This is a genomic window from Pseudomonas medicaginis (genome assembly GCF_965119365.1).
In the GTDB taxonomy this organism is placed as follows: Bacteria; Pseudomonadota; Gammaproteobacteria; order Pseudomonadales; family Pseudomonadaceae; genus Aquipseudomonas.
Genome location: NZ_OZ221631.1, coordinates 2,156,577 through 2,176,266, shown reverse-complemented (window position 1 = coordinate 2,176,266; position 19,690 = coordinate 2,156,577). Strand labels below are relative to the sequence as shown.

17 protein-coding genes and 1 pseudogene are annotated in these 19,690 nt (G+C 62.7%); 7 read left to right on the top strand and 11 right to left on the bottom strand.

Features of this window, described 5'->3' with window-relative positions:
* Window positions 1-64 precede the first annotated feature (64 nt).
* Entirely contained in the window at window positions 65-1,486 is a 1,422-nt protein-coding gene (locus tag ACMTA2_RS09595; protein WP_413794651.1) for an MltF family protein, read from the bottom strand.
* A 237-nt stretch (window positions 1,487-1,723) separates the two neighbouring features.
* On the opposite strand from ACMTA2_RS09595, the gene ACMTA2_RS09590 reads away from it, so the two are divergent.
* The 4 genes and pseudogenes from ACMTA2_RS09590 to ACMTA2_RS09575 all read left to right on the top strand — a co-directional run bounded on the left by ACMTA2_RS09590 (window position 1,724) and on the right by ACMTA2_RS09575 (window position 4,866).
* Window positions 1,724-2,533: a TatD family hydrolase gene (locus ACMTA2_RS09590; RefSeq protein ID WP_413794650.1), complete on the top strand. Its 810-nt coding sequence runs from the start codon at window positions 1,724-1,726 to the stop codon at window positions 2,531-2,533.
* Window positions 2,534-2,733: 200 nt separating this feature from the next.
* Window positions 2,734-3,390 (top strand): annotated as a pseudogene (locus tag ACMTA2_RS09585) (HAMP domain-containing protein); the annotation flags it as partial.
* 321 nt (window positions 3,391-3,711) lie between these two features.
* The gene (locus ACMTA2_RS09580; RefSeq protein ID WP_413795623.1) at window positions 3,712-4,260 is read left to right on the top strand and encodes a methyl-accepting chemotaxis protein; all 549 of its coding nucleotides are present in this window, start codon (window positions 3,712-3,714) and stop codon (window positions 4,258-4,260) included.
* A gap of 231 nt (window positions 4,261-4,491) precedes the next feature.
* A complete protein-coding gene (locus ACMTA2_RS09575) occupies window positions 4,492-4,866 on the top strand; it encodes a terminase (protein ID WP_413794649.1) in 375 nt (124 codons plus the stop codon).
* 11 nt (window positions 4,867-4,877) lie between these two features.
* On the opposite strand, the gene ACMTA2_RS09570 is transcribed toward ACMTA2_RS09575, so the two are convergent.
* The 3 genes from ACMTA2_RS09570 to ACMTA2_RS09560 form a co-directional block, all read right to left on the bottom strand.
* Window positions 4,878-5,675, bottom strand: a complete 798-nt coding sequence (locus ACMTA2_RS09570; protein ID WP_413794648.1) for an acyl-CoA thioesterase — start codon at window positions 5,673-5,675, stop codon at window positions 4,878-4,880.
* Between the two features lie 235 nt (window positions 5,676-5,910).
* Window positions 5,911-6,672 carry a CHAD domain-containing protein gene (locus ACMTA2_RS09565; RefSeq protein ID WP_413794647.1) on the bottom strand — a complete coding sequence of 254 codons (762 nt, stop codon included), beginning with the start codon at window positions 6,670-6,672 and terminating at the stop codon, window positions 5,911-5,913.
* A gap of 105 nt (window positions 6,673-6,777) precedes the next feature.
* Window positions 6,778-7,068 carry a hypothetical protein gene (locus tag ACMTA2_RS09560; RefSeq protein ID WP_039588883.1) on the bottom strand — a complete coding sequence of 97 codons (291 nt, stop codon included), beginning with the start codon at window positions 7,066-7,068 and terminating at the stop codon, window positions 6,778-6,780.
* A gap of 208 nt (window positions 7,069-7,276) precedes the next feature.
* Between ACMTA2_RS09560 and ACMTA2_RS09555 the strand changes: the two genes are divergently transcribed.
* Window positions 7,277-8,314: a patatin-like phospholipase family protein gene (locus ACMTA2_RS09555; RefSeq protein WP_413794646.1), complete on the top strand. Its 1,038-nt coding sequence runs from the start codon at window positions 7,277-7,279 to the stop codon at window positions 8,312-8,314.
* 42 nt (window positions 8,315-8,356) lie between these two features.
* Here the strand turns inward: ACMTA2_RS09555 and ACMTA2_RS09550 are convergent, their stop codons facing one another.
* The 6 genes from ACMTA2_RS09550 to kdpF all read right to left on the bottom strand — a co-directional run bounded on the left by ACMTA2_RS09550 (window position 8,357) and on the right by kdpF (window position 16,516).
* A complete protein-coding gene (locus tag ACMTA2_RS09550) occupies window positions 8,357-9,055 on the bottom strand; it encodes a response regulator (RefSeq protein ID WP_413794645.1) in 699 nt (232 codons plus the stop codon).
* Window positions 9,056-9,118: 63 nt separating this feature from the next.
* Window positions 9,119-11,770, bottom strand: coding sequence for a DUF4118 domain-containing protein (locus ACMTA2_RS09545; RefSeq protein ID WP_413794644.1), 2,652 nt, complete (start codon window positions 11,768-11,770; stop codon window positions 9,119-9,121).
* Between the two features lie 153 nt (window positions 11,771-11,923).
* Entirely contained in the window at window positions 11,924-12,469 is a 546-nt protein-coding gene (gene kdpC / locus ACMTA2_RS09540) for a potassium-transporting ATPase subunit KdpC (protein ID WP_413794643.1), read from the bottom strand.
* Between the two features lie 189 nt (window positions 12,470-12,658).
* A complete protein-coding gene (gene kdpB, locus ACMTA2_RS09535; RefSeq protein ID WP_413795622.1) occupies window positions 12,659-14,713 on the bottom strand; it encodes a potassium-transporting ATPase subunit KdpB in 2,055 nt (684 codons plus the stop codon).
* A 10-nt stretch (window positions 14,714-14,723) separates the two neighbouring features.
* A complete protein-coding gene (gene kdpA, locus ACMTA2_RS09530; protein ID WP_413794642.1) occupies window positions 14,724-16,418 on the bottom strand; it encodes a potassium-transporting ATPase subunit KdpA in 1,695 nt (564 codons plus the stop codon).
* A gap of 8 nt (window positions 16,419-16,426) precedes the next feature.
* Complete coding sequence (gene kdpF / locus ACMTA2_RS09525) at window positions 16,427-16,516, bottom strand: K(+)-transporting ATPase subunit F (RefSeq protein ID WP_063322338.1); 90 nt, start codon at window positions 16,514-16,516, stop codon at window positions 16,427-16,429.
* Between the two features lie 394 nt (window positions 16,517-16,910).
* Here kdpF and eat point away from each other — a divergent pair, with 394 nt between their 5' ends.
* Both eat and ACMTA2_RS09515 read left to right on the top strand, forming a co-directional pair.
* Complete coding sequence (gene eat, locus ACMTA2_RS09520) at window positions 16,911-18,275, top strand: ethanolamine permease (RefSeq protein ID WP_413794641.1); 1,365 nt, start codon at window positions 16,911-16,913, stop codon at window positions 18,273-18,275.
* A gap of 119 nt (window positions 18,276-18,394) precedes the next feature.
* Window positions 18,395-18,562 carry a DUF2897 family protein gene (locus ACMTA2_RS09515; RefSeq protein ID WP_003183831.1) on the top strand — a complete coding sequence of 56 codons (168 nt, stop codon included), beginning with the start codon at window positions 18,395-18,397 and terminating at the stop codon, window positions 18,560-18,562.
* A 222-nt stretch (window positions 18,563-18,784) separates the two neighbouring features.
* Here ACMTA2_RS09515 and ACMTA2_RS09510 read toward each other — a convergent pair whose 3' ends face one another.
* Complete coding sequence (locus ACMTA2_RS09510) at window positions 18,785-19,636, bottom strand: urea carboxylase-associated family protein (protein WP_413794640.1); 852 nt, start codon at window positions 19,634-19,636, stop codon at window positions 18,785-18,787.
* Window positions 19,637-19,690 lie beyond the last annotated feature (54 nt).

Below are 19,690 nucleotides of genomic sequence, written 5' to 3'. Positions count from 1 at the left end.
ATATTAATCAGCAAAACAAATGTTAAAAGCGGAATTATTCCGTAATACCAATCAATTTATTCGATCACTTACGCAATGCCACCTTTTGCGTCTTCGGCTCCAAGGACTCCCGTTCACGATCAAATGCCAAGTAGTACTTATTCACACTATTAACATAGCTGACGGCGCCCATTCCCACCTGCTCCATGGCAATGCGTTCGACCTGGAAAAACCATTGGTTGGGGTTCAGCCCCCGCCGCCGGGCCTCGGCTCGCATGCCCTGGACGCGCTCGGGGCCCATGTTGTAGGCCGCCAGGACGAAGGCCATGCGTTCGCGCTCGTTGAGCTTGGGGCTGGCAAAGAACTTGCGGCGGATGAGGGCCAGGTACTTGGCGCCGGCTTGCACATTGGCGTCCAGGTTCTGGATGTTATCGACCCCGACCCGCTGGGCCGCCGCCGGGGTGATCTGCATCAGGCCGGTGGGGCCTGAGCCGCTGCGGGCGTTGGGTTGCAGGGCAGATTCCTTGAAGGCCAGGGCCGCCAGGTTGAGCCAGTCCATGCCTTGGGCATCGGCGTGCTTTTGCAGCACTGGGCGCAACTTTTCCAGGCGTTGGCGATTGGCCCGGGCCAGCGGATAGTGGACCTGGTACAAACGCCGATAGATGCGCAGGAATGCCGCGTCCTGGTTGGCGGGCACCTTGTAGGTCGCCAGGAATCGGTCGATGCTCGCCCGCAGCATGGCGGCGTCACGGCGAACGAACCAATACTCGTCACCTGGCTCGCCAATCAGCACCTGACGATCAAAGCGCAGCTTGGACAGGATCTTGCCCCAGCGCTCGGCGATGGGCTGTTCGACAATGGTCAAGTGGAAAATCCCACCCTGGACCATCTCCAGGACATCCTCTACGGCCAGGGAGGGATCGACCCACTCGATCTTCACCGGCGGCAGCTTGAGCAGCGCCAGCTTCTGGTTGATCTGGCTCACGGCATCCCCCGCCGCGCTGCCGTTGGGCAGGGCCAGGGTCTTGCCGGAAAGTTGCTCCACCCGTGTGTAACGCTTCTCGCCCTTGATGCCCACCAGCAGCAAAGGCACGTCGGTACGAATCGGGTTACTGGCGCTGACGGCATGGCCGGCCTGGGGTTCAAGCAGCTCACCCGGCGCGACGAGGTCGCCCTCCCCGCGCTGCAAGGCACCGAGGAGTTGGTCCTTGGCCTTGGGAATGATCTTGAGGGTGATTTCCTGGCCATCCCGGGCGTGGCCATTGAGGTATTGCTCGAAGGCACGCAGCCGATGGTATTCGACGCCAATGGGTTGCCCCTGGACTTCGCCGGAGCTGTTGCGGCTCTGGTTGACCAGCACCTTCAACACACGGCTGCCGCGGATTTGCGCCAGGTCGCGCACCGTGCCCGGCGCCACCGCCTGCACCGGCCCAGGCAGCCGCGCTTCGGCCGGCATCGGCAACAGCAGCGAACAACACAGCAGTAACAATACCTGGGGACGTGTCATCCACTCTCCGGAAGGAATACTGCGGACCGCCCCCCGGTGAAGAACGAGGCTAAGTCGACAGAAACAGAGCGCCTGAAGCGCTGAAAAAGTGCGGAAGACTGGCACAGTGATGGCTTTTATACCAATCCGATGTGTCTCGCGGCCTCAACAGACAGCCTCAACTCGTTGTAGTTCTTGGCTTTTCTTATAAATCTACAGCTCTGATATGCTTTCCGGCCTTTGGGCCGAGGTAGCACCATGCAACTCATCGATATCGGCGTCAACCTGACCAACCCCAGTTTCGCCGACAAACATCAGGCGGTGCTTGAGCGTGCCTACGCATCCGGGGTCTGCCAACTGGTCTTGACCGGCACCAGCCTCGAGGGCAGCGAACAGGCCCTGGAGCTGTGCCAACAGCTCGACGACACGGGCGAACGGCTGTTTTCCACCGCCGGCATTCACCCCCACAGCGCCAGCGAATGGACCACCGACAGCGCCCGGCACCTCAAGGACCTGCTGATGCACAGCCGCGTGCGCGCGGTGGGGGAATGCGGGCTGGATTTCAACCGGGACTTCTCTCCCCGCCCCCAGCAGGAAAAGGTCCTGGAGGAACACCTCGCCCTGGCGGTCCAGTTGCAATTACCGGTCTTCCTTCACGAGCGCGACGCCGACCAGCGCTTGCTGGACATCCTCCGGGATTTTCGCGATCAGTTGCCGGCGGCCGTGGTGCACTGCTTCACCGGTGAAAAAAAGTCGCTGTTCAGCTACTTGGACCTGGACCTGCACATCGGCATCACCGGCTGGATCTGCGACGAACGCCGAGGCCTGCACCTGCACCCGTTGGTCCGCGAAATACCCCGTGGGCGGCTGATGCTCGAAAGCGACGCGCCCTACCTGCTGCCCCGCACGCTGCGACCCAAACCCAAGAACGGGCGCAACGAGCCGGCCTACCTGACGGAGGTCCTGCGGGAAGTCGCCCTTCACCGGGGCGAATCCCAGGAAGACCTGGCAGCCCACAGCACCGCTTGCGCCCGGGCGTTTTTCGGGCTGCCCGTCATTTCCGAATAAACACACATCCTCTGTGGAAGCGGGCTTGCTCGCGAATGCGTTGAGTCAGTCACTATTGTATTTGCTGATTCACCGCATTCGCGAGCAAGCCCGCTCCCACAAGGGGGATCTGGTTGTCTGTGGGCCCACACCAAAACCCAAGGATCGGTGTTGTCTGTTGACCCACATCAAAATCCCGGCACCTGAATAGCGGCAAAATAATGGCACCTTGCCAATGCTGTTTCCGCTATCAGAGAAAACCTTCCATGGGTGCCTGGCTTAGCAATATCTCGTTGAAATACAAATTCTGGGCGGTCAATGCGGTCGCCTTTGTCACCACGTTACTGCTGGTGCTCTATGCGGTGCACCTCGAACAGCAGACGCGTAACCACATGGCCCGGGCGAATGCCCAGGCCCAGGCACAGCTGCTCAATGCCTGGCCTGCCGGGCAAGCCTTGCCCAAGGCCGACAACCTCTTGGCATTGCAGCGCGACCAGGTCCCGGTGTTCAACGAACGACCGTTACCCTCGCTGGTGCAGGCCGATGGTTGGGTCGAACTCGATGCCGAGCCGCTATTGGGCGACGATCCGCTGCTGGGTGCCCAAGTGATCCGTCGAAAAGACGGCCAGCCACTTGCGGTGGTGGCCGCTGGTGCAAGCCTCGCCCAGGTGTTCGGTGAACGCTTCAGCCAATACGCCGTGGCCGTGTTCGTGTTGATGCTGGCGATGTTGGGCGCCTCGCAACTGTTGATCCGTTTTTTACTCAGCCAGCTCAACACACTCAAAGACGTGATGTTGCACGTAGAAAAAACCGGCGACCTGTCCGCCCGCGTGCCCCTGGCCTGCAAGGACGAAGTGGGCCAGATGGCGGCGGCGTTCAATGCCATGCAAGCCGGTTATCAACGGGTGGTCGACACCGTTGCCAGCACTGCCCGGCAGTTGGACAGTGGTGCGGCTCGCCTGGCGTCGAGCATGAACGATGTGCGCCACGGCATGCTCGGCCAGCAAAGCGAAACCGATCAGGCGGCCACGGCGATCAATGAAATGTCCGCCACGGTTTATCACATCGCTCAACACGCCGGCGCCACCCGCGACCTGTCGAAAACCGCCGACACCTTGGCTGGCAACGGTCACGAGGTGGTCGGCCGGGTGCAACAGTCGATCACCGGGCTGTCTTCGGGTGTGCAGCAGACCGCCGAGATGATCCAGCGCCTGGCCGAGGACAGCCAGAAGATCAACAGCGTGGTCAATGTGATCCACAGCATTGCCGAACAAACCAATCTGCTGGCTCTGAACGCAGCCATCGAAGCGGCACGGGCCGGAGAAATGGGCCGGGGGTTTGCCGTGGTGGCCGACGAGGTGCGCAACCTGGCCAAGCGGGTACAGGCCTCCACGGATGAAATCACCACCATGGTTTCGGCCCTGCAAGCCGGGACCCGGGACGCAGTGGACTTCATGCAGGAGAGCTCGCTCAAGGCCGACGATTGCGTGCAACAGGCCCGCGAGGCCGGCGACGCGCTGGCCCACATCACCGCCGCAGTGGCGCAAATGCGCGAGAGCAACACCCAGATCGCGGTGGCGGCCGAACAGCAAAGTCACGTTGCCGAGGAAATGAACCGGGCAGTGGTGAGCATTCGCGACGTGACCGAAAACACCGTGCGCCAGACGGTGGATTCAGCCACCACGAGCGATGAGTTGGCCACATTGGCGGGTGAATTGAGCAAGGCGATCGGGCAGCTCAAACTTTGAGGACGCCTTCGCGAGCAAGCTCGCTCCCACATCGGATCGAGTCGGACACAAAAGTTTGTGAACCCGACAGACCCCATGTGGGAGCGAGCTCGCTCGCGAAGAGGCCAGTACAGTCAACCCAAATGTAATCTTTGAAACTCTATCGCCCCGATAACCAACCTCGATTCGCAGGCGCCCTGGCAGGCACCTATTCTTCAAGCATAAGTGCACACGAATAGAGGGAATAGCATCATGGGCAAACGTCACCCCAATCTTCCAGCCTGGCAATGGCGCGCCTACCCGGACAATCATCGGCACCCCACCAACCTGGTGTTGCACCTGATTGCCGTGCCGCTGTTCATCATCGCGTTTCTGCTGATTGTGTCGGGGGTGTTCAGCTTGAGCCTGGGCGATGTCGCCATCGGCATCATCGGCCTGCTCGCGGCACTCGGCCTGCAGCGCCACGGGCACAGCCTGGAGGCCCAGGCCTCCGAGCCGTTCAGCGATCGCAAGGACGCCGTGTCACGCCTGTTGGTGGAACAGTTCCTGACTTTTCCGCGGTTCTTGTTCAGCGGTGGCTGGTGGCGCGCCTGGCGGGATCGCCACCGTCACAGCCGTAAACCTTAGCCAGCGCAGCTTTACCCAAAGATCGTTACGGTCTGCCGGCTCAGGGCGATCAAGCGGCCATCGGCGCTCCAGAACTTCGCCGCTACATGGCCGTAGCCGTCCTGGGCATGCTCGATCTCGGCCAGGTACTTGCACCAGTCCAGTGTCGTGAGTTCCAGCAGCGGCTGGACGAACTCGATGGTCCACGTGAGCGTGCTGCCCGGGGCCATTTGCGAAAGGTGAGGCAACAACGCCGGCGGCCAGGCGTCCACCAGGGCGAGGATATGGCTTTCGTTCAGCGGCTCCTCCTGCACATCGCCGCGCAAGCGTACCCAGCCACCCATGCTCCGGGATTTGTTGCCGCTGAACGGCAAGCCGCCGACGCTCCAGCGCATCGCCAGGTGCCGCATGAACTCCGGGGTAGCGCCCTTGACGTAAGGCAGCTCCTGGCATTGCTCAACGCTCTTGAATGCCGGCGCGGGATCGGCCTGCACCGCCACCACGGACGAACGCGAGGCACCAAAGCTGCCTTGCACCACGGTCACCACCTGGCCGTTCTGCACCGCCCGCCCCAATACCTGGCTCACCGCCTTGCCTTCACGCAACACGTCGACTTCGAAACTGACCGGCACGTCGGGCTCGACCGGGCCAACAAAGGTAATCGCCAGCGAGCGCACCGGCCGGTCCGCCGGCACCTGGGCACGCATCGCCTCATATTGCAGCGCCGCCACCAACCCACCGAAACTGGCCCGCCCCTGGCCCCATTCTGGCGCGATGGTCACCGCACCTGGCTGCCGGCGCACGGCATCGATCAACTCGGAAAAGCGCATGACGACCTCGAAAAACAGGGGAAAAGGATGGAAGGCATCTTAACCAGCCCAGGCTGGCGGTACAGCACTCATTCCGGCCAAAGAGACTGACAGATAGGCCGCAGCTTTTGAATCCACGGCCAAGCCACTGTGGGAGCGGGCTTGCTCGCGATGGCGGTGGGTCAGTTTGCATACAGGTTGACTGATACACCGCCATCGCGAGCAAGCTCGCTCCCACAAGGGAAACGGGGTGGATTCAGGATTTTTCGAAGCAACTCGCAATCAGCTTGTCGAGGACCTTGTCGGACTTGGCCTCGGCCTTTTCCATTGTGGTGTGCCAGGTCGGCACGCAGGCTTGCAGATCGGTTTCTTCCTTGGCCCTGGCCAGCCATTGCCAGCAATCGTGCCAGTCGCCCAGGGCGGCCTGGGCGGACTTGAGCCGTGGCATGGCCGCTTCAGGCAAGCGGTCGAGCTCAGGGTAAGCTTCGATGGCGTAGCGCACGCGCTTGATCAGCAGGCGCAACCGGTGGCGGTCATGGGCGGGATCGCGCAGGGCTTGGTCGAGTTTTTTCCACTGTTTGTCCAGGCGCTTTTCGATGCGCTTGCGCAAGCCCTTCAGCAGCCCTTCACGCTGGGCGGCGCGAATGAAGCGCGGGAACGCATCGAGGATCATCAACAACTGGGCCAACTCAACACTGGTGGCCACGGCGGGATAGGCATCGGCCATTTGCACCTGGCGTCGCCGCGCCGCCTCGGTCAGGCCCTGTTGCTCAAGGTAAGCAGCCAACACTTCGCGGTCGCGCAGAGGCGTGGTCAGGGTGCCGACCGCCGAAGCCGCCGTTTCCAGTTGTTCGACGCCCGGCAACCCACGCAATGGGCGAAGCAGACTGCGCAAACGGCGTACCGTGGTCCGCAGGTCATGCAGGGCTTCACTGTCGGTGTGGGCATTCAAGCGGGCCTTACAGGCCAGCAGGCGGACTTCCAGGCCCAATATGCGGGCCACCAGCCGATCGATCATGGACGTACTCCGTACACAGCGTGGAGCGTCAAGCCGCACGCTACAAGTGAAAAACGATTCTGCGCCCTTCCCTTGTAGCTTGCCGTTGATTGCTTGTCGCGGCCCTTATCGTCCCGCGCGGGACTCACGGATATAAAAACGCGCCTTCTCGGCTTTTTTGGTGCAGCCTTCGAACGCTTCGAATTGCTGCTGGGTCTTGGCGCCCGTCAGCAGGGACAGGGCCTTGGAGTAGCTGACGGTGCCGGCAAAACCTTCGGCCTTGGCCAGGTCCAGCTCACGCCAGGCGCTGTCGAGTTGGCTGCCACAGCTGTCACGGTAAGCGGTTTTACCTGCGCAACCGGCCAGGGCCAGAACCATCAGGGATGCCACCAGGGGCAGGCAGATCCGGGCTTTCATCGATTACACCTCAAGTCAGGAAAACAGTCGTGCTGGTATGACGGTCGCGCCAGCAAAAAGTGCCAAGGCGTCACCGGGTAAATTCCAGTGTGGAGCAGAATACGCAAATGCCACGCTGGCGTATCAAAAAACGACGCGTGCGCCACAACGATTGAGCCGGGCCGTCGATGAGTGCATTGTTGAAGTCTGATCGACAAGAGGCCGGGTCATGACAAAACGTGTCGCATTGGTATTGGGTTCGGGTGGCGCCCGGGGCTATGCCCATATCGGGGTGATCGAAGAAATCGAACGGCGTGGCTACGACATTGCCTGTATCGCCGGTTGCTCCATGGGCGCCGTCGTGGGTGGGATCTATGCGGCGGGCAAGCTCGAGGAGTACCGCGACTGGATCGAAAGCCTGGATTACCTGGACGTCCTGCGCCTGGTGGACGTCAGTTTCCGCCTGGGGGCGATCCGTGGCGAAAAGGTCTTCGGGCAGATCCGCAAGATCGTCGGCGAACTCAACATCGAAGAGTTGCGCATCCCCTATACCGCCGTCGCGACCGACCTGACCAACCAGCAGGAAATCTGGTTCCAGGAAGGTTGCCTGCACCAGGCGATGCGCGCCTCGGCGGCGATTCCCAGCCTGTTCACGCCGGTGATGCAAGGCAACCGCATGCTGGTGGATGGCGGCCTGCTCAATCCGTTGCCGATCGTGCCGGTGGTGTCGAGCCATTGCGACTTGATCATTGCGGTCAACCTCAACGCCACCAACCAGAAACAGTACCGATTACCGGTGATCCCGCGCCCCGCCGCATTCAGGCGTCGCTTCGACACCTTGGTCAGTTCCCTGGGGTCACGCCTGCCGTTTCGCCGCAAGCAGGCCGAGCAGTTGTTGCTGCTGGAGCAGGAAGCCTTGAAAGCCGAGGCCGCCGACATCAACCCCTGGATCGAATCGGCCGAGCCCGAGGGGCAACAACCTGCGGCCGCGCCAGAGAACGAAGGCGCGCCGAAATCCGCCACCGGTTCGTTCATCATCGACAACGTCGGCCCGGCGTCGTTGCTGGACTTGATCAACCAGAGTTTCGAAGTGATGCAGACCTCGCTGGCCCAGTACAAGATCGCCGGTTACCCGCCGGATGTGCTGATCAACGTGCCCAAGCGGGTGTGCCGGTTTTTCGAGTTCTACAAGGCGCCGGAGTTGATCGCCCTGGGGCGGGAGATTGCCAGCGATACCCTGGATCGCTATGAGCGTGAACAGAATTGAATGTGATCGCAGGCCTCCTGTGCCTGGCTTTAAATTTTGTGGCTAAGCCCCAGCCTCCCCCAACAACCGATACCCCACCCCTGCCTCGGTCGCAATGAACCGCGGCCGGGTCGGGTCGTCGGCCAGTTTCTGGCGCAGGTGCCCGACTACGATCCGTAAGTAGTGACTGTCTTCGGTGTGGGTCGGGCCCCAGATGTCCTTGAGCAGTTGCTGCTGGGTGAGGACCCGTCCCGGGTGCCGCGCCAGTTGCGCCAGGACGGCGTATTCCTTGCGGGTCAGGGCCACTTCGGTGCCGTCCAGCAACACCCGTCGATAGGCCAGGTCCACCGTCAGCGGGCCGAACCTCAGCGCGGCTTCCTGCGGCTCGCCAGCCGGGGCCTGGCGCAACAAGGCGCGGATGCGGGCAAGGAACTCCTGGATGCCAAACGGCTTGGTCACGTAATCGTTGGCACCATTGTCCAACGCCTCGACTTTCTGCGCTTCGCTGGCCCGTACCGAGAGCACCAGCACCGGCACCGTCGACCATTGGCGAAACTCGCGCAACACCTGCTGACCGTCCATGTCCGGCAGGCCCAGGTCAAGCACCAGCAGATCGGGCTTGCTCAACGCGGCTTGGGCAAGGCCTTCAGCGCCGGTGCCAGCTTCCAGCACCTTGTAGCCTTGGGAACTCAGGCTGATGCGCAGGAATTTGCGGATCTGCGGTTCGTCATCGATGACCAGGAGGGTCGCGGTCTGGCTCATGGGGTTCGTTCGTTGCAATCAAGTGGAAAGGCAAGCAGGTTACAAGAAGTATCGCAGCCAGGCTCAAGCATCATCGTCCAGGCCCGGTTGCGCCTGCAACGGCAAGTGCAACGTAATGCTGGTGCCGCGTCCGTCGACTCCTTCGGCCACGCTGATTCGCCCGCCGTGAGCACCGACCATGCCCTGGCAGATCGCCAATCCCAACCCTGTACCCTGCCCGCCCCGATCACCGCGCGCGGCGGTATAGAACATATCGAAGATTTTCTCCCGCTCCTCTTCAGGGATCCCGGGCCCTTCATCGGCCACGGCAAAAAACACCTCGCTGTCGGTCGCCCCGGCGCTCAGCAGCAGGCGTCCGTGGGTCGGCGAGAATCGTGCCGCGTTCTCCAGCACGTTGACCAGGGCCTGCTCGATCAACGCCCCATGGACATACAGCAAGGGCAATTCGGCGGGCACCTCGACACTGAGCGCCAGGGGCGCCAACACCGCTCGCAGGCGGTTCAGCGCACTGCCGACGATATCGGCCGGCGCCACCCAGTCCCGCGCCAGTTTCAGGGCGCCGTGACCCAGACGGGTCATGTCCAGCAGGTTCTGGATATAGCGATCCAACCGCTCGGCTTCATCGCGGGTGCCTTCGAGCAGTTCGCGGCGATCGGCCAGCGGGATCGCCTCCCCCAGCGCCAGCAGGCTGTCGATGCTGCCGCGCATGGCGGTCAGCGGTGTGCGCAGATCGTGGGACACGGAAGCCAGCAAAGCACTGCGCAGTTGCTCGGTTTCGCCATGCAGACGGGCCGCCTCCAGGTCCTGGGCCAGTTGGGCCCGGGCCAGGGCCTGGGCCAATGGCTGACTGAGGGCTGCCAGCAAACGCCGGCGCTGGCCGCTCAGGGGCTTGCCTGCTTTCGGGCATACGCCCAGCAACGCCAGCGGCCCGCCCTCAGCCGACAGCGGCCACCACCACCAACGCCCGGAGGGCAGTGTCCCGGTGCCCGCGCCGGCCGGCTGATCGTGTTGCCACGACCAGTCGGCCGCCGCGCGCTCGGACTCGGTGAACGTCAACGGCTCCCCGCTCTCGACTTTCCAGCCGCCCTGGCCGTCGCGGTTGAGCAGGCACAGTTGCCAGTCGTGCCAGCCGCCGAAGTGCTGGACGGCGGCACTGATCACGGCCTGGCGGTCGGTGGCGGCAGTGAGTTTGCGGGACAGGTCCAGCAATTCACCGGTTTCCTGTTGGGTGTCGCGCAGGGCCTGTAACTGACGGCGCTGACGAGCGGCCAGGTTGCCGGTCAGGGCCGCCATGAACAGGAAAAACACCAGCGTCAGCACGTCTTCTTCGCGCTGGATGGTCAGGGAAAAGTTCGGCGGGATGAACAGGAAGTCATAGGCCAGGAACGACAGCGCCGCGCAGGCCAGCGCCGGGCCGAGGCTGCTGCGCACCGCCACCAGCAACACCGCCATCAGGAACACCAGGGAAATGTTGGGCAACGCCAGCAACCCCGAGACTCCCCAGGCCAATGCGCTGGCCGCCACGGTCGCCAGCAACGCCAGCACATAATCGAACCCGGTCTGGACGGCGCTTGAACGCACGCGTGCGGGACGCGGTTGCTCGTCACTGTCCAGCACGTTGATTTCCAGGCCCCGGGCATCGCGCAGCAGGCGCGAAGCAAGGCCGCCGCCAAACAGGCGTCGGCGCAGGCGTGGTCGGGACTGCCCCACCAGCACCAGCGTGGCGCGACGTTCGCTGGCGTGCTGGATCAGCGTCCTGGCCACTTCGCCGGCCCGCAGCAGCACCACTTCGCCACCGAGGCGCTCGGCCAGTTGCTGGGCATTCTGCAAGCGCTGGCGCGAGGCCTCGTCACGGACGCTGCCGTTGTCCACATGCACCAGGCTCCACGGCAGATGTCGACGCTGGGCGACGCGGCTGGCATGGCGCACCAGACGCTCAGCCTGCACATCACCATCCACCCCCACCAGCAGGCGTCCGCGCACTGCCGGGGCGGCCTGGCCCAGTTGTCGATAGCCCTGGGCCAGGTCATTGTCGACCTGGGCGGCGGCGGTCTGCATGGCCAGTTCACGCAACGCGGTCAGGTTGGTCTGGGAGAAAAACGCATCGATCGCCGCCCGGGCCTGTTCCGGTACGTAGACCTTGCCATCGCGCAGGCGCTCCAGCAGCTCACGGGGTGGCAGGTCGATCAGCAGCAGCTCATCGGCTTCTTGCAGGACCCAGTCCGGCAAGGTCTCGCGCACTTGCACACCGGTAATACCTCGCACTTGGTCGTTGAGGCTTTCCAGATGCTGGACATTGACCGTGGTGTAGACATCGATGCCCGCCGCAAGCAGCTCCTGAATGTCCTGCCAGCGCTTGGCATGGCGGCTGCCAGGGGCATTGCTGTGGGCCAGTTCGTCCACCAGGACCAGGGTGGGGCAGGCGGCGAGCAAACCGTCGAGATCCATTTCCTCGAGCATCACGCCGCGATATTCCGAACGCACCAACGGCTGCTGCACCAGGCCGCCGAGCAGCGCCTCGGTTTCGCTGCGACCGTGGGTTTCCACCACACCAGCGATGACTTTCACGCCTTGGCGCAGTTGGGTGTGAGCCGCTTGCAGCATGGCGAAGGTCTTGCCGACACCCGGGGCCGCGCCAAGGAAGACCTTGAGCCGGCCACGGCCGTTACGGGGTAGGTTGGCTAACAGCGCGTCGGCGCGGCCGGAGTCGCTCATGCTGGGGTCTCTTGTTCTGATGTTGATGGCGTGAATGTTCCGACGCCTTCGCGAGCAAGCCCGCTCCCACAGGAGCTGCGCCGTACGCTATTCCTACAACCGCCAAAGATCCAGCGTGGGAGCGGGCTTGCTCGTGAAGGCGGTCCCACTGGCTTACAGGTTTTCCAGGGCCAGGTTCAGCGCCAGCACATTCACCACCGGAGGCCCGACCAGGGGCTGCTCGGTGTGGGCATCCAGCAGTTGTTGCACCGTCGAAACCGGCAAATTGCGCGCCGCGGCGACACGCGCCAGTTGATAGGCAATCGCCGCCGGAGGCAAGTGCGGATCCAGCCCGCTGGCGGAGGTGGTCAGCAAGGCCAGCGGCACCGGGCCCTGGTCGGGCACCAGGAGTTTTTGGGCGTCATCGATCACCCGCGCGGCCAAGGCCGGGTTGCTTGGGGAAAAATTGCTGGCACCGCTGGCGACCGTGGCGAAGGCACCGGCCGATGGCCGTGGATGAAACCACGCATCGCCGGTGAAATCCTGGGCGATCAGCGTCGAGCCACGGACCTTACCGGCCGCATCGACGACCAAGCTGCCGTTGGCCTGGGCGGGAAAAGCGACTTGCGCCACGCCGGTGACCACCAATGGGTAAGCGACGCCGGTGATCAGGGTCATCAGAAATAGCAGGCTCAAGGCCGGGCGAATTAATGTGGACATTTAAAATTCCTCAGTTGAAAACACATCTGTGGCGAGGGGATTTATCCCCGCTGGGCTGCGCAGCAGCCCCGAAAACAGTCGCTATCGTTTTTCCTGGCACACGGAGGTATCAGGCTTGGGGGCTGCTGCGCAGCCCGGCGGGGATAAATCCCCTCGCCACAAGGCCAGCGGTGCATTTCGATAACTACGTCAAACCAGGTGCAACGCCGTCAGCAACATATCGATCCCCTTGATCCCCACGAACGGCACCACGATCCCCCCCAGGCCATAGATCAACAGATTGCGCCGCAACAGCGCCGCCGCGCTGGCCGCTTGCACTCGCACGCCGCGCAAGGCCAGGGGGATGAGCACGACGATGATCAAGGCGTTGAAGACAATGGCCGACAAAATCGCGCTCTGGGGGCTACTCAGGTGCATCACATTCAACACGCCGAGCTGTGGATAAATCGACGCGAACAGTGCCGGCAGGATCGCGAAATACTTGGCGATGTCATTGGCGATGGAAAAGGTGGTCAGCGCGCCACGGGTCACCAGCAGTTCCTTGCCGATCTGCACCACATCGAGCAACTTGGTCGGGTCGCTGTCGAGGTCGACCATGTTGGCCGCCTCCCGCGCGGCCTGTGTCCCGTCGTTCATCGCCATGCCGACATCGGCCTGGGCCAGGGCCGGGGCGTCGTTGGCGCCGTCACCGCACATGGCCACCAGCCGACCGTCATTTTGCTCGTGACGGATACGCGCCAGTTTCTTCTCCGGCGTGGCCTCCGCCAGCACGTCGTCGACACCGGCCTCGGCGGCAATCGCAGCAGCGGTCAACGGGTTGTCGCCGGTGACCATGACCGTGCGGATCCCCAGCTTGCGCAGCTCGGCAAAGCGCTCGCGAATGCCCGGCTTGACCACGTCCTTGAGGTGGATGGCGCCCAACAACCGACCGTCCATGCACACCAACAGCGGCGTGCCACCGCTCTGGGCGATCTTGTCGACCTCCCGCGCCAGGGCTGGAGGCAACTCGTTACGTGCAAGGCCGATGAAATCCAGCAATGAGTCCACGGCGCCCTTGCGGTAGATGCGCCCCTGATAGTCGACCCCGGACAAACGGGTTTCGGCACTGAACGGCACGGCCGTCAGCGTTTCGACGCCCGGCTCGGGCAGTGAGTGCGAACCTCGCAGGTACTCGACGATAGACTTGCCTTCGGCCGTGTCATCGGCCAAAGAAGCGAACAGCGCACCTTCAGCCAGCTCCTTGGCACTCACACCAGGGGCAGCACAGACCGCTGTACAACGCCGATTGCCAAAGGTGATGGTGCCGGTCTTGTCCAGCATCAATACATGCACATCCCCGGCCGCCTCGACGGCTCGGCCGGATTTGGCGATCACGTTCAGGCGCACCAATCGGTCCATCCCGGCGATGCCGATGGCCGACAGCAGCCCGCCGATGGTGGTGGGAATCAAGGTGACCAGCAGCGCCACGAGAAACACCAGCGGCAGACTGGCGTTGGCGAAATGAGCGAACGGTTGCAGCGTCACCACCACCAACAGGAAGATCAGCGTCAGACCGATCAACAGGATATCCAGCGCCACCTCGTTCGGCGTTTTCTGACGCTTGGCGCCTTCCACCAAGGCGATCATGCGGTCCAGGGTAGACTCGCCGGGATTGCTGGTGATGCGTATCAGCAGCCAGTCGGAGACTAGCCGCGTATTGCCGGTGACAGCCGAGCGATCGCCGCCGGACTCGCGGATGACCGGCGCCGATTCGCCGGTGATCGCCGCCTCGTTGACCGCGGCGATGCCTTCGATCACTTCCCCGTCGCCGGGGATCATGTCGCCGGCCTCGACGCGCACCACATCGCCTTTGCGCAGACGGGTGGCGGGAATCACTTCAAAGCCGTTGGCGGTCTGGCGACGTGCGTTGAGGCCTTCGCTGCCGGCCTTGAGGCTGTCGGCCCGGGCCTTGCCGCGCCCTTCGGCCAAGGCTTCGGCGAAGTTGGCGAACAGCACGGTGAACCACAGCCACACTGCGATTTGCGCGGCGACAAACGTCGGCACGGCGCTGTCGGGGATGAAACACAGCACGGTGGTGAGGATCGCGGTCAGCTCCACCACCAACATCACCGGCGCGCGGTGCAACTGGCGTGGATCGAGCTTGACGAAGGCCTGCACCAAGGCGGGCCGCCATAGGGCCGACAGGTGGGTCTTGGGTTGTTCCGGTGCCTTGGCGGCGACGGTTTTGCTCATCGGCATATTCATCATCAGGTCCTCAGAAGCCCATGCTCAGGTGTTCGGCAATCGGCCCCAGCGCCAGGGTTGGCAGGAAGGTCAGGCCCCCAACCAGCAGGATGGTCATGGTCAACAAGGTCACGAACAGCGGGCCGTGGGTGGGAAAGCTGTTCTGGCCAATCGGCGCGCTCTTCTTCAGCGCCAGGCTGCCGGCCAACGCCAGCACCGGCAGGATGTAGCCGAACCGGCCGATCAACATGCCCAGGCCCAGCATCAGGTTGTGGAAAGGTGTGTTGGCGCCGAACCCGGCGAATGCCGAACCGTTGTTCGCCCCCGCCGAGGTGTAGGCGTACAACAACTGGCTGAAGCCGTGGGCACCCGGGTTGCTCACCGCCGCGGCAGGCCCGGGCAGGCTCGCGGCAACGGCCCCCAGCACCAGCACGCTGACGGGCATCACCAGCAAGGTCGCCACCAACAATTGCACCTCCCGGGCACCCAGCTTCTTGCCCAGGTATTCCGGGGTGCGACCGATCATCAAGCCGGCCAGGAACACGGCGATCAACACGTTCAACAGCATGCCGTAGAGCCCGGCCCCGACGCCGCCGAAGATCACCTCGCCGACCATCATGTTCACCAGCGACACCATGCCGCTGAGCGGGTTGAGGCTGTCGTGCATGCCGTTGACCGAACCGTTGGACGCGGCCGTGGTGGTCACCGACCACAGCACCGTGGCGGTGGTGCCGAAGCGGGTTTCCTTGCCTTCCAGCGGCGCGGTTTGCTCGACGGCCGGATTGTCCAAGGCAGGGTTGGGTTGGTATTCAGCCCACAACGACGTGGCACCGCCAATCAGGAACAGGACCAGCATGCAGGCGATGATCGCCCGACTCTGGCGCAAGTCCTTGACGTAATGGCCGAAGGTGAACACCAGCGCGGCGGGAATCAGGATGATCGAGGCGACTTCGAACAGGTTGCTCCAGGCCGTCGGGTTTTCGAACGGATGCGCAGAGTTGACGCCGAAGAAACCGCCACCGTTGGTGCCCAGTTGCTTGATCGCGATCTGGCTGGCGGCCGGCCCCAACGGGATGACCTGATCGGCGCCCTGCAGCGTGACCCCGTGCACATAGTGCGCGAAGGTCTGCGGCACGCCCTGCCACACCAGGAACAAGGCCAGCAGCAGGCACAACGGCGACAGCCCGTAGAGGGTGGCGCGGGTCATGTCGACCCAGAAGTTACCCAGCGTAGCGGCGGACTTGCGCCCGATGCCGCGACACAGCGCCACCAGCACGGCCAGGCCGGTGGCGGCGCTGACAAAATTCTGCACAGCCAGGCCAACCATCTGGCTCAGGTAGCTCAACGACGCTTCACCGCTGTAGGACTGCCAATTGGTGTTGGTGGTGAAACTCACCGCCGTGTTGAAGGCCTGGGTCCATTCCATGCCTGACACTTGTTCGGTGTTGAGTGGCAAATGCCCCTGTAACAGCAGGATGGCGAACAACAGCAGAAAACCCGCCAGGTTGAACGCGAGCAAGGCCAGGGTGTATTTCTGCCAGCTCTGCTCAGCGGTGGAATCGACACCGGCCAGGCGATAGCAACCGCGCTCCACCGGACCGAGGATCGGTGAAAGCCAGGTGCGCTGGCCCTCCATCACCCGGTAGTAAAAACGCCCCAGAAACGGTGCCGGAATCAGCACCAGGGCGAAGAAGGCGAGGATCAGCCCGTAGTCATAACCGTGCATAGCCGCTCCTAGTTCCGATCGGCGCGCAACAGCGCAACCAGCAGATAAATGAACAGCGCCCCTGCCAGCAGCAGCGACACCCCGTCCAGAACATTCATGGGATTTCTCCGTGGTACGGCGTCGTGCCGTGTGTGGAGTGATTGTCGATAGGGAGGGTGTAAAGGAACGAGATCGAGAGAGGGAGTGGGGGGTAAAGAATCCGTAAAAAGTGTTGGCTGGGGTAGCCTTATCGCGAGCAAGCTCGCTCCCACCGGGAATCTTCAGTGGACGCAAATTCTTTATTCACAACAGATCCAATGTGGGAGCGAGCTTGCTCGCGATAAGGCCACCCCAGGCACCAATGCTCCGAACTGGGGCACAAAACCAAGCCATCCGGTAGCGAACATCCCCGATACGACACGATTTCACCCATTACGACCGCCCGCGCCACACTGGCACGCCCACTGCACTGCCCTCGCCAGCGCTTTTGCTATGGATCGAGGGGAGCCACCGATGAACACACAACTCAAACCCACCCTGGGCACCCTGCATTTATGGGGCATTGCCGTCGGCCTGGTGATCTCCGGCGAGTATTTCGGCTGGAGCTACGGCTGGGGCGTGGCCGGGACACTGGGCTTTTTGGTGACGTCTTTCATGGTGGCGGCCATGTACACCTGCTTCATCTTCAGCTTCACCGAGCTGACCACCGCCATTCCCCACGCTGGCGGGCCGTTCGCCTACAGCCGTCGCGCCTTCGGCGAGAAAGGCGGGTTGATCGCCGGCCTGGCAACACTGATCGAATTTGTCTTCGCCCCGCCGGCCATTGCCCTGGCCATCGGCGCCTACCTGAACGTGCAGTTCCCGGCCCTGGACCCGAAACACGCAGCAGTCGGCGCCTATATCGTGTTCATGGGCTTGAACATCCTCGGGGTCAAGCTGGCCGCGACGTTCGAGCTGATCGTCTGCGTCTTGGCGGTAGTCGAACTGCTGGTATTCATGGGCGTCGTGGCCCCGGCGTTCAGCTTCAGCAGCTTCGCCTTGAACGGCTGGGCCGGTTCCGATGTGTTCGGCGCGCCGGCCATCGCCGGGATGTTCGCCGCCATCCCCTTCGCCATCTGGTTCTTCCTGGCCATTGAAGGCGCGGCCATGGCCGCCGAAGAAGCCAAGGACCCGAAACGCACAATTCCCAAGGCCTACATCAGCGGCATCCTGACCCTGGTGTTCCTGGCCATGGGCGTGATGTTCTTCGCTGGAGGCGTGGGCGACTGGCGCACCCTGTCGAACATCAACGACCCGCTGCCCCAAGCCATGAAAACCGTAGTCGGCGAAAGCTCCGGCTGGCTGCACATGCTGGTGTGGATCGGCCTGTTCGGCCTGGTGGCAAGTTTCCACGGCATCATCCTCGGCTACTCACGGCAGTTCTTCGCCCTCGCCCGCGCCGGCTACCTGCCCGCTTCCCTGGCCAAACTGTCGCGCTTCCAGACCCCGCACCGCGCCATCATCGCCGGCGGTCTGATCGGCATCGCGGCGATCTACAGCGACGGCCTGATCAACCTCGGCGGCATGACCCTGACCGCGGCGATGATCACCATGGCCGTGTTCGGCGCCATCGTCATGTACATCATGAGCATGCTCAGCCTGTTCAAACTGCGTAAAACCGAACCCAACCTGGAACGCACTTTCCGCGCGCCAGGCTACCCGATCATCCCCGGTATCGCCCTGGTGCTGGCGGTGGTGTGCCTGGTGGCGATGGCTTGGTTCAATGCGCTGATCGGGCTGATCTTCCTTGGCTTCATGGCCGTGGGCTTCCTGTATTTCATGCTCACCGCGCAACTGCGCGCCGACGCCCCCGCCGATGCGATGCTCACCGGGCTTTGAGGTGAACCCGACAGAACGGGCGTAGTATGGAACCACTGCGAACAACCTTCGCTCATAAGTGGTAGGTGCGATGGACAGACGAAATCTTCGTCATCCATCGCCCCCTCAAGGAGAGCCCTATGCCCTGGTATGCCTGGTTGATTCTGATTGTTGCAATCGGCTCGATCGTTGGTGGCTTGATGATGCTGCGAGACACCGCCAACAAGGTCGAACTGACCGATGAACAGCGCAAGCGTGTTGCCGAGCGCAATGCGGAAATGGATGCGAAAGAAGCCAAGGATCGTTGAGTGCTGGCTGCTGGCAGGCTGGCTGGCACAACACTGTGGAGTACTGCCTGACACAAAGCTTTTGTGGCGAGGGGATTTATCCCCGTTGGGCTGCGCAGCAGCCCCAAAACCTGTCACGCGGTCTATCTGATCGACTGGGTGGGTTTTAAAAGAGGCCGCTGCGCGCCCCAGCGGGGATAAATCCCCTCGCCACAGAAGGCCGCGTCCTGTCCGCCTACTGCGTTACTTCTCCCAATCCGCCTTGGCAATATGCAACCCATGCAGCCCCTTGTACTCCGCCCGCTCAGGCTGGCTCCAGCCCTCCAGCAATGAATCCTCCAACCGATAGATCTCCACACCCAACGGACGACAAACGCTAAGGGGATCCTGCGCATCCGGCCCCCACATCGCCAGCGACAGATCACCACCCGGGCAGGTGGACAAGGCACACAACAAATCGATCTCGGCAAAAAACTCCAGGTAATCACCTTTCTGCGCCGGACAGGCCTTCATGAAATACATGTCGTCATGATTAAGCCCGGTGCACTGGAAGATATTCAGCACGTCGTGTACATCGAACTCGGTCAAGCCGTGAGGCAACACCGCACGGGTCAGGTTCGAATGGCAGTGATGGTGGAAATCCTCCCCAGTCAGCATCTTGTTCACGTACGGATCACAACGGGTCCCCAGCAAATCGTGCAATCGCCCACCATGCTCATCGATGCCATAAGCGGCCAGACTGTCATCAGTGATGGTCACCAACGGCCGCAGGAATGGCAGGTTCGACCACAACCGATCATGGGTGCTGACGTGGGCGCCCTGAAGTTGGCGCGTGCGCGCCGCCCACAGGCGCTCCCGTGGGTCGTGGGCGTTCCAGACGTTGAAGTCCCCTACCTGGGGGCCCACTGGGGTGGTGACACGGAACACATGACCGGCCGGTACGTGCCAGGCCTTACCAGTACGGATCGGCACTTCGAACTGTTCGATCAGGGTACGCTTGTCCTGCTGGGTGCGGATGCGGTCGTAGAAGGGTTTGTCCACTTGCAGGGCTGAGCCTTTGCTGACCTGGTAGGCGGCTGGGTAGTCTTTGTGCATGGCGCGGGTCCTTGATCAGGGATGGATCTTATGAGGTTACCCGATCCATGACGC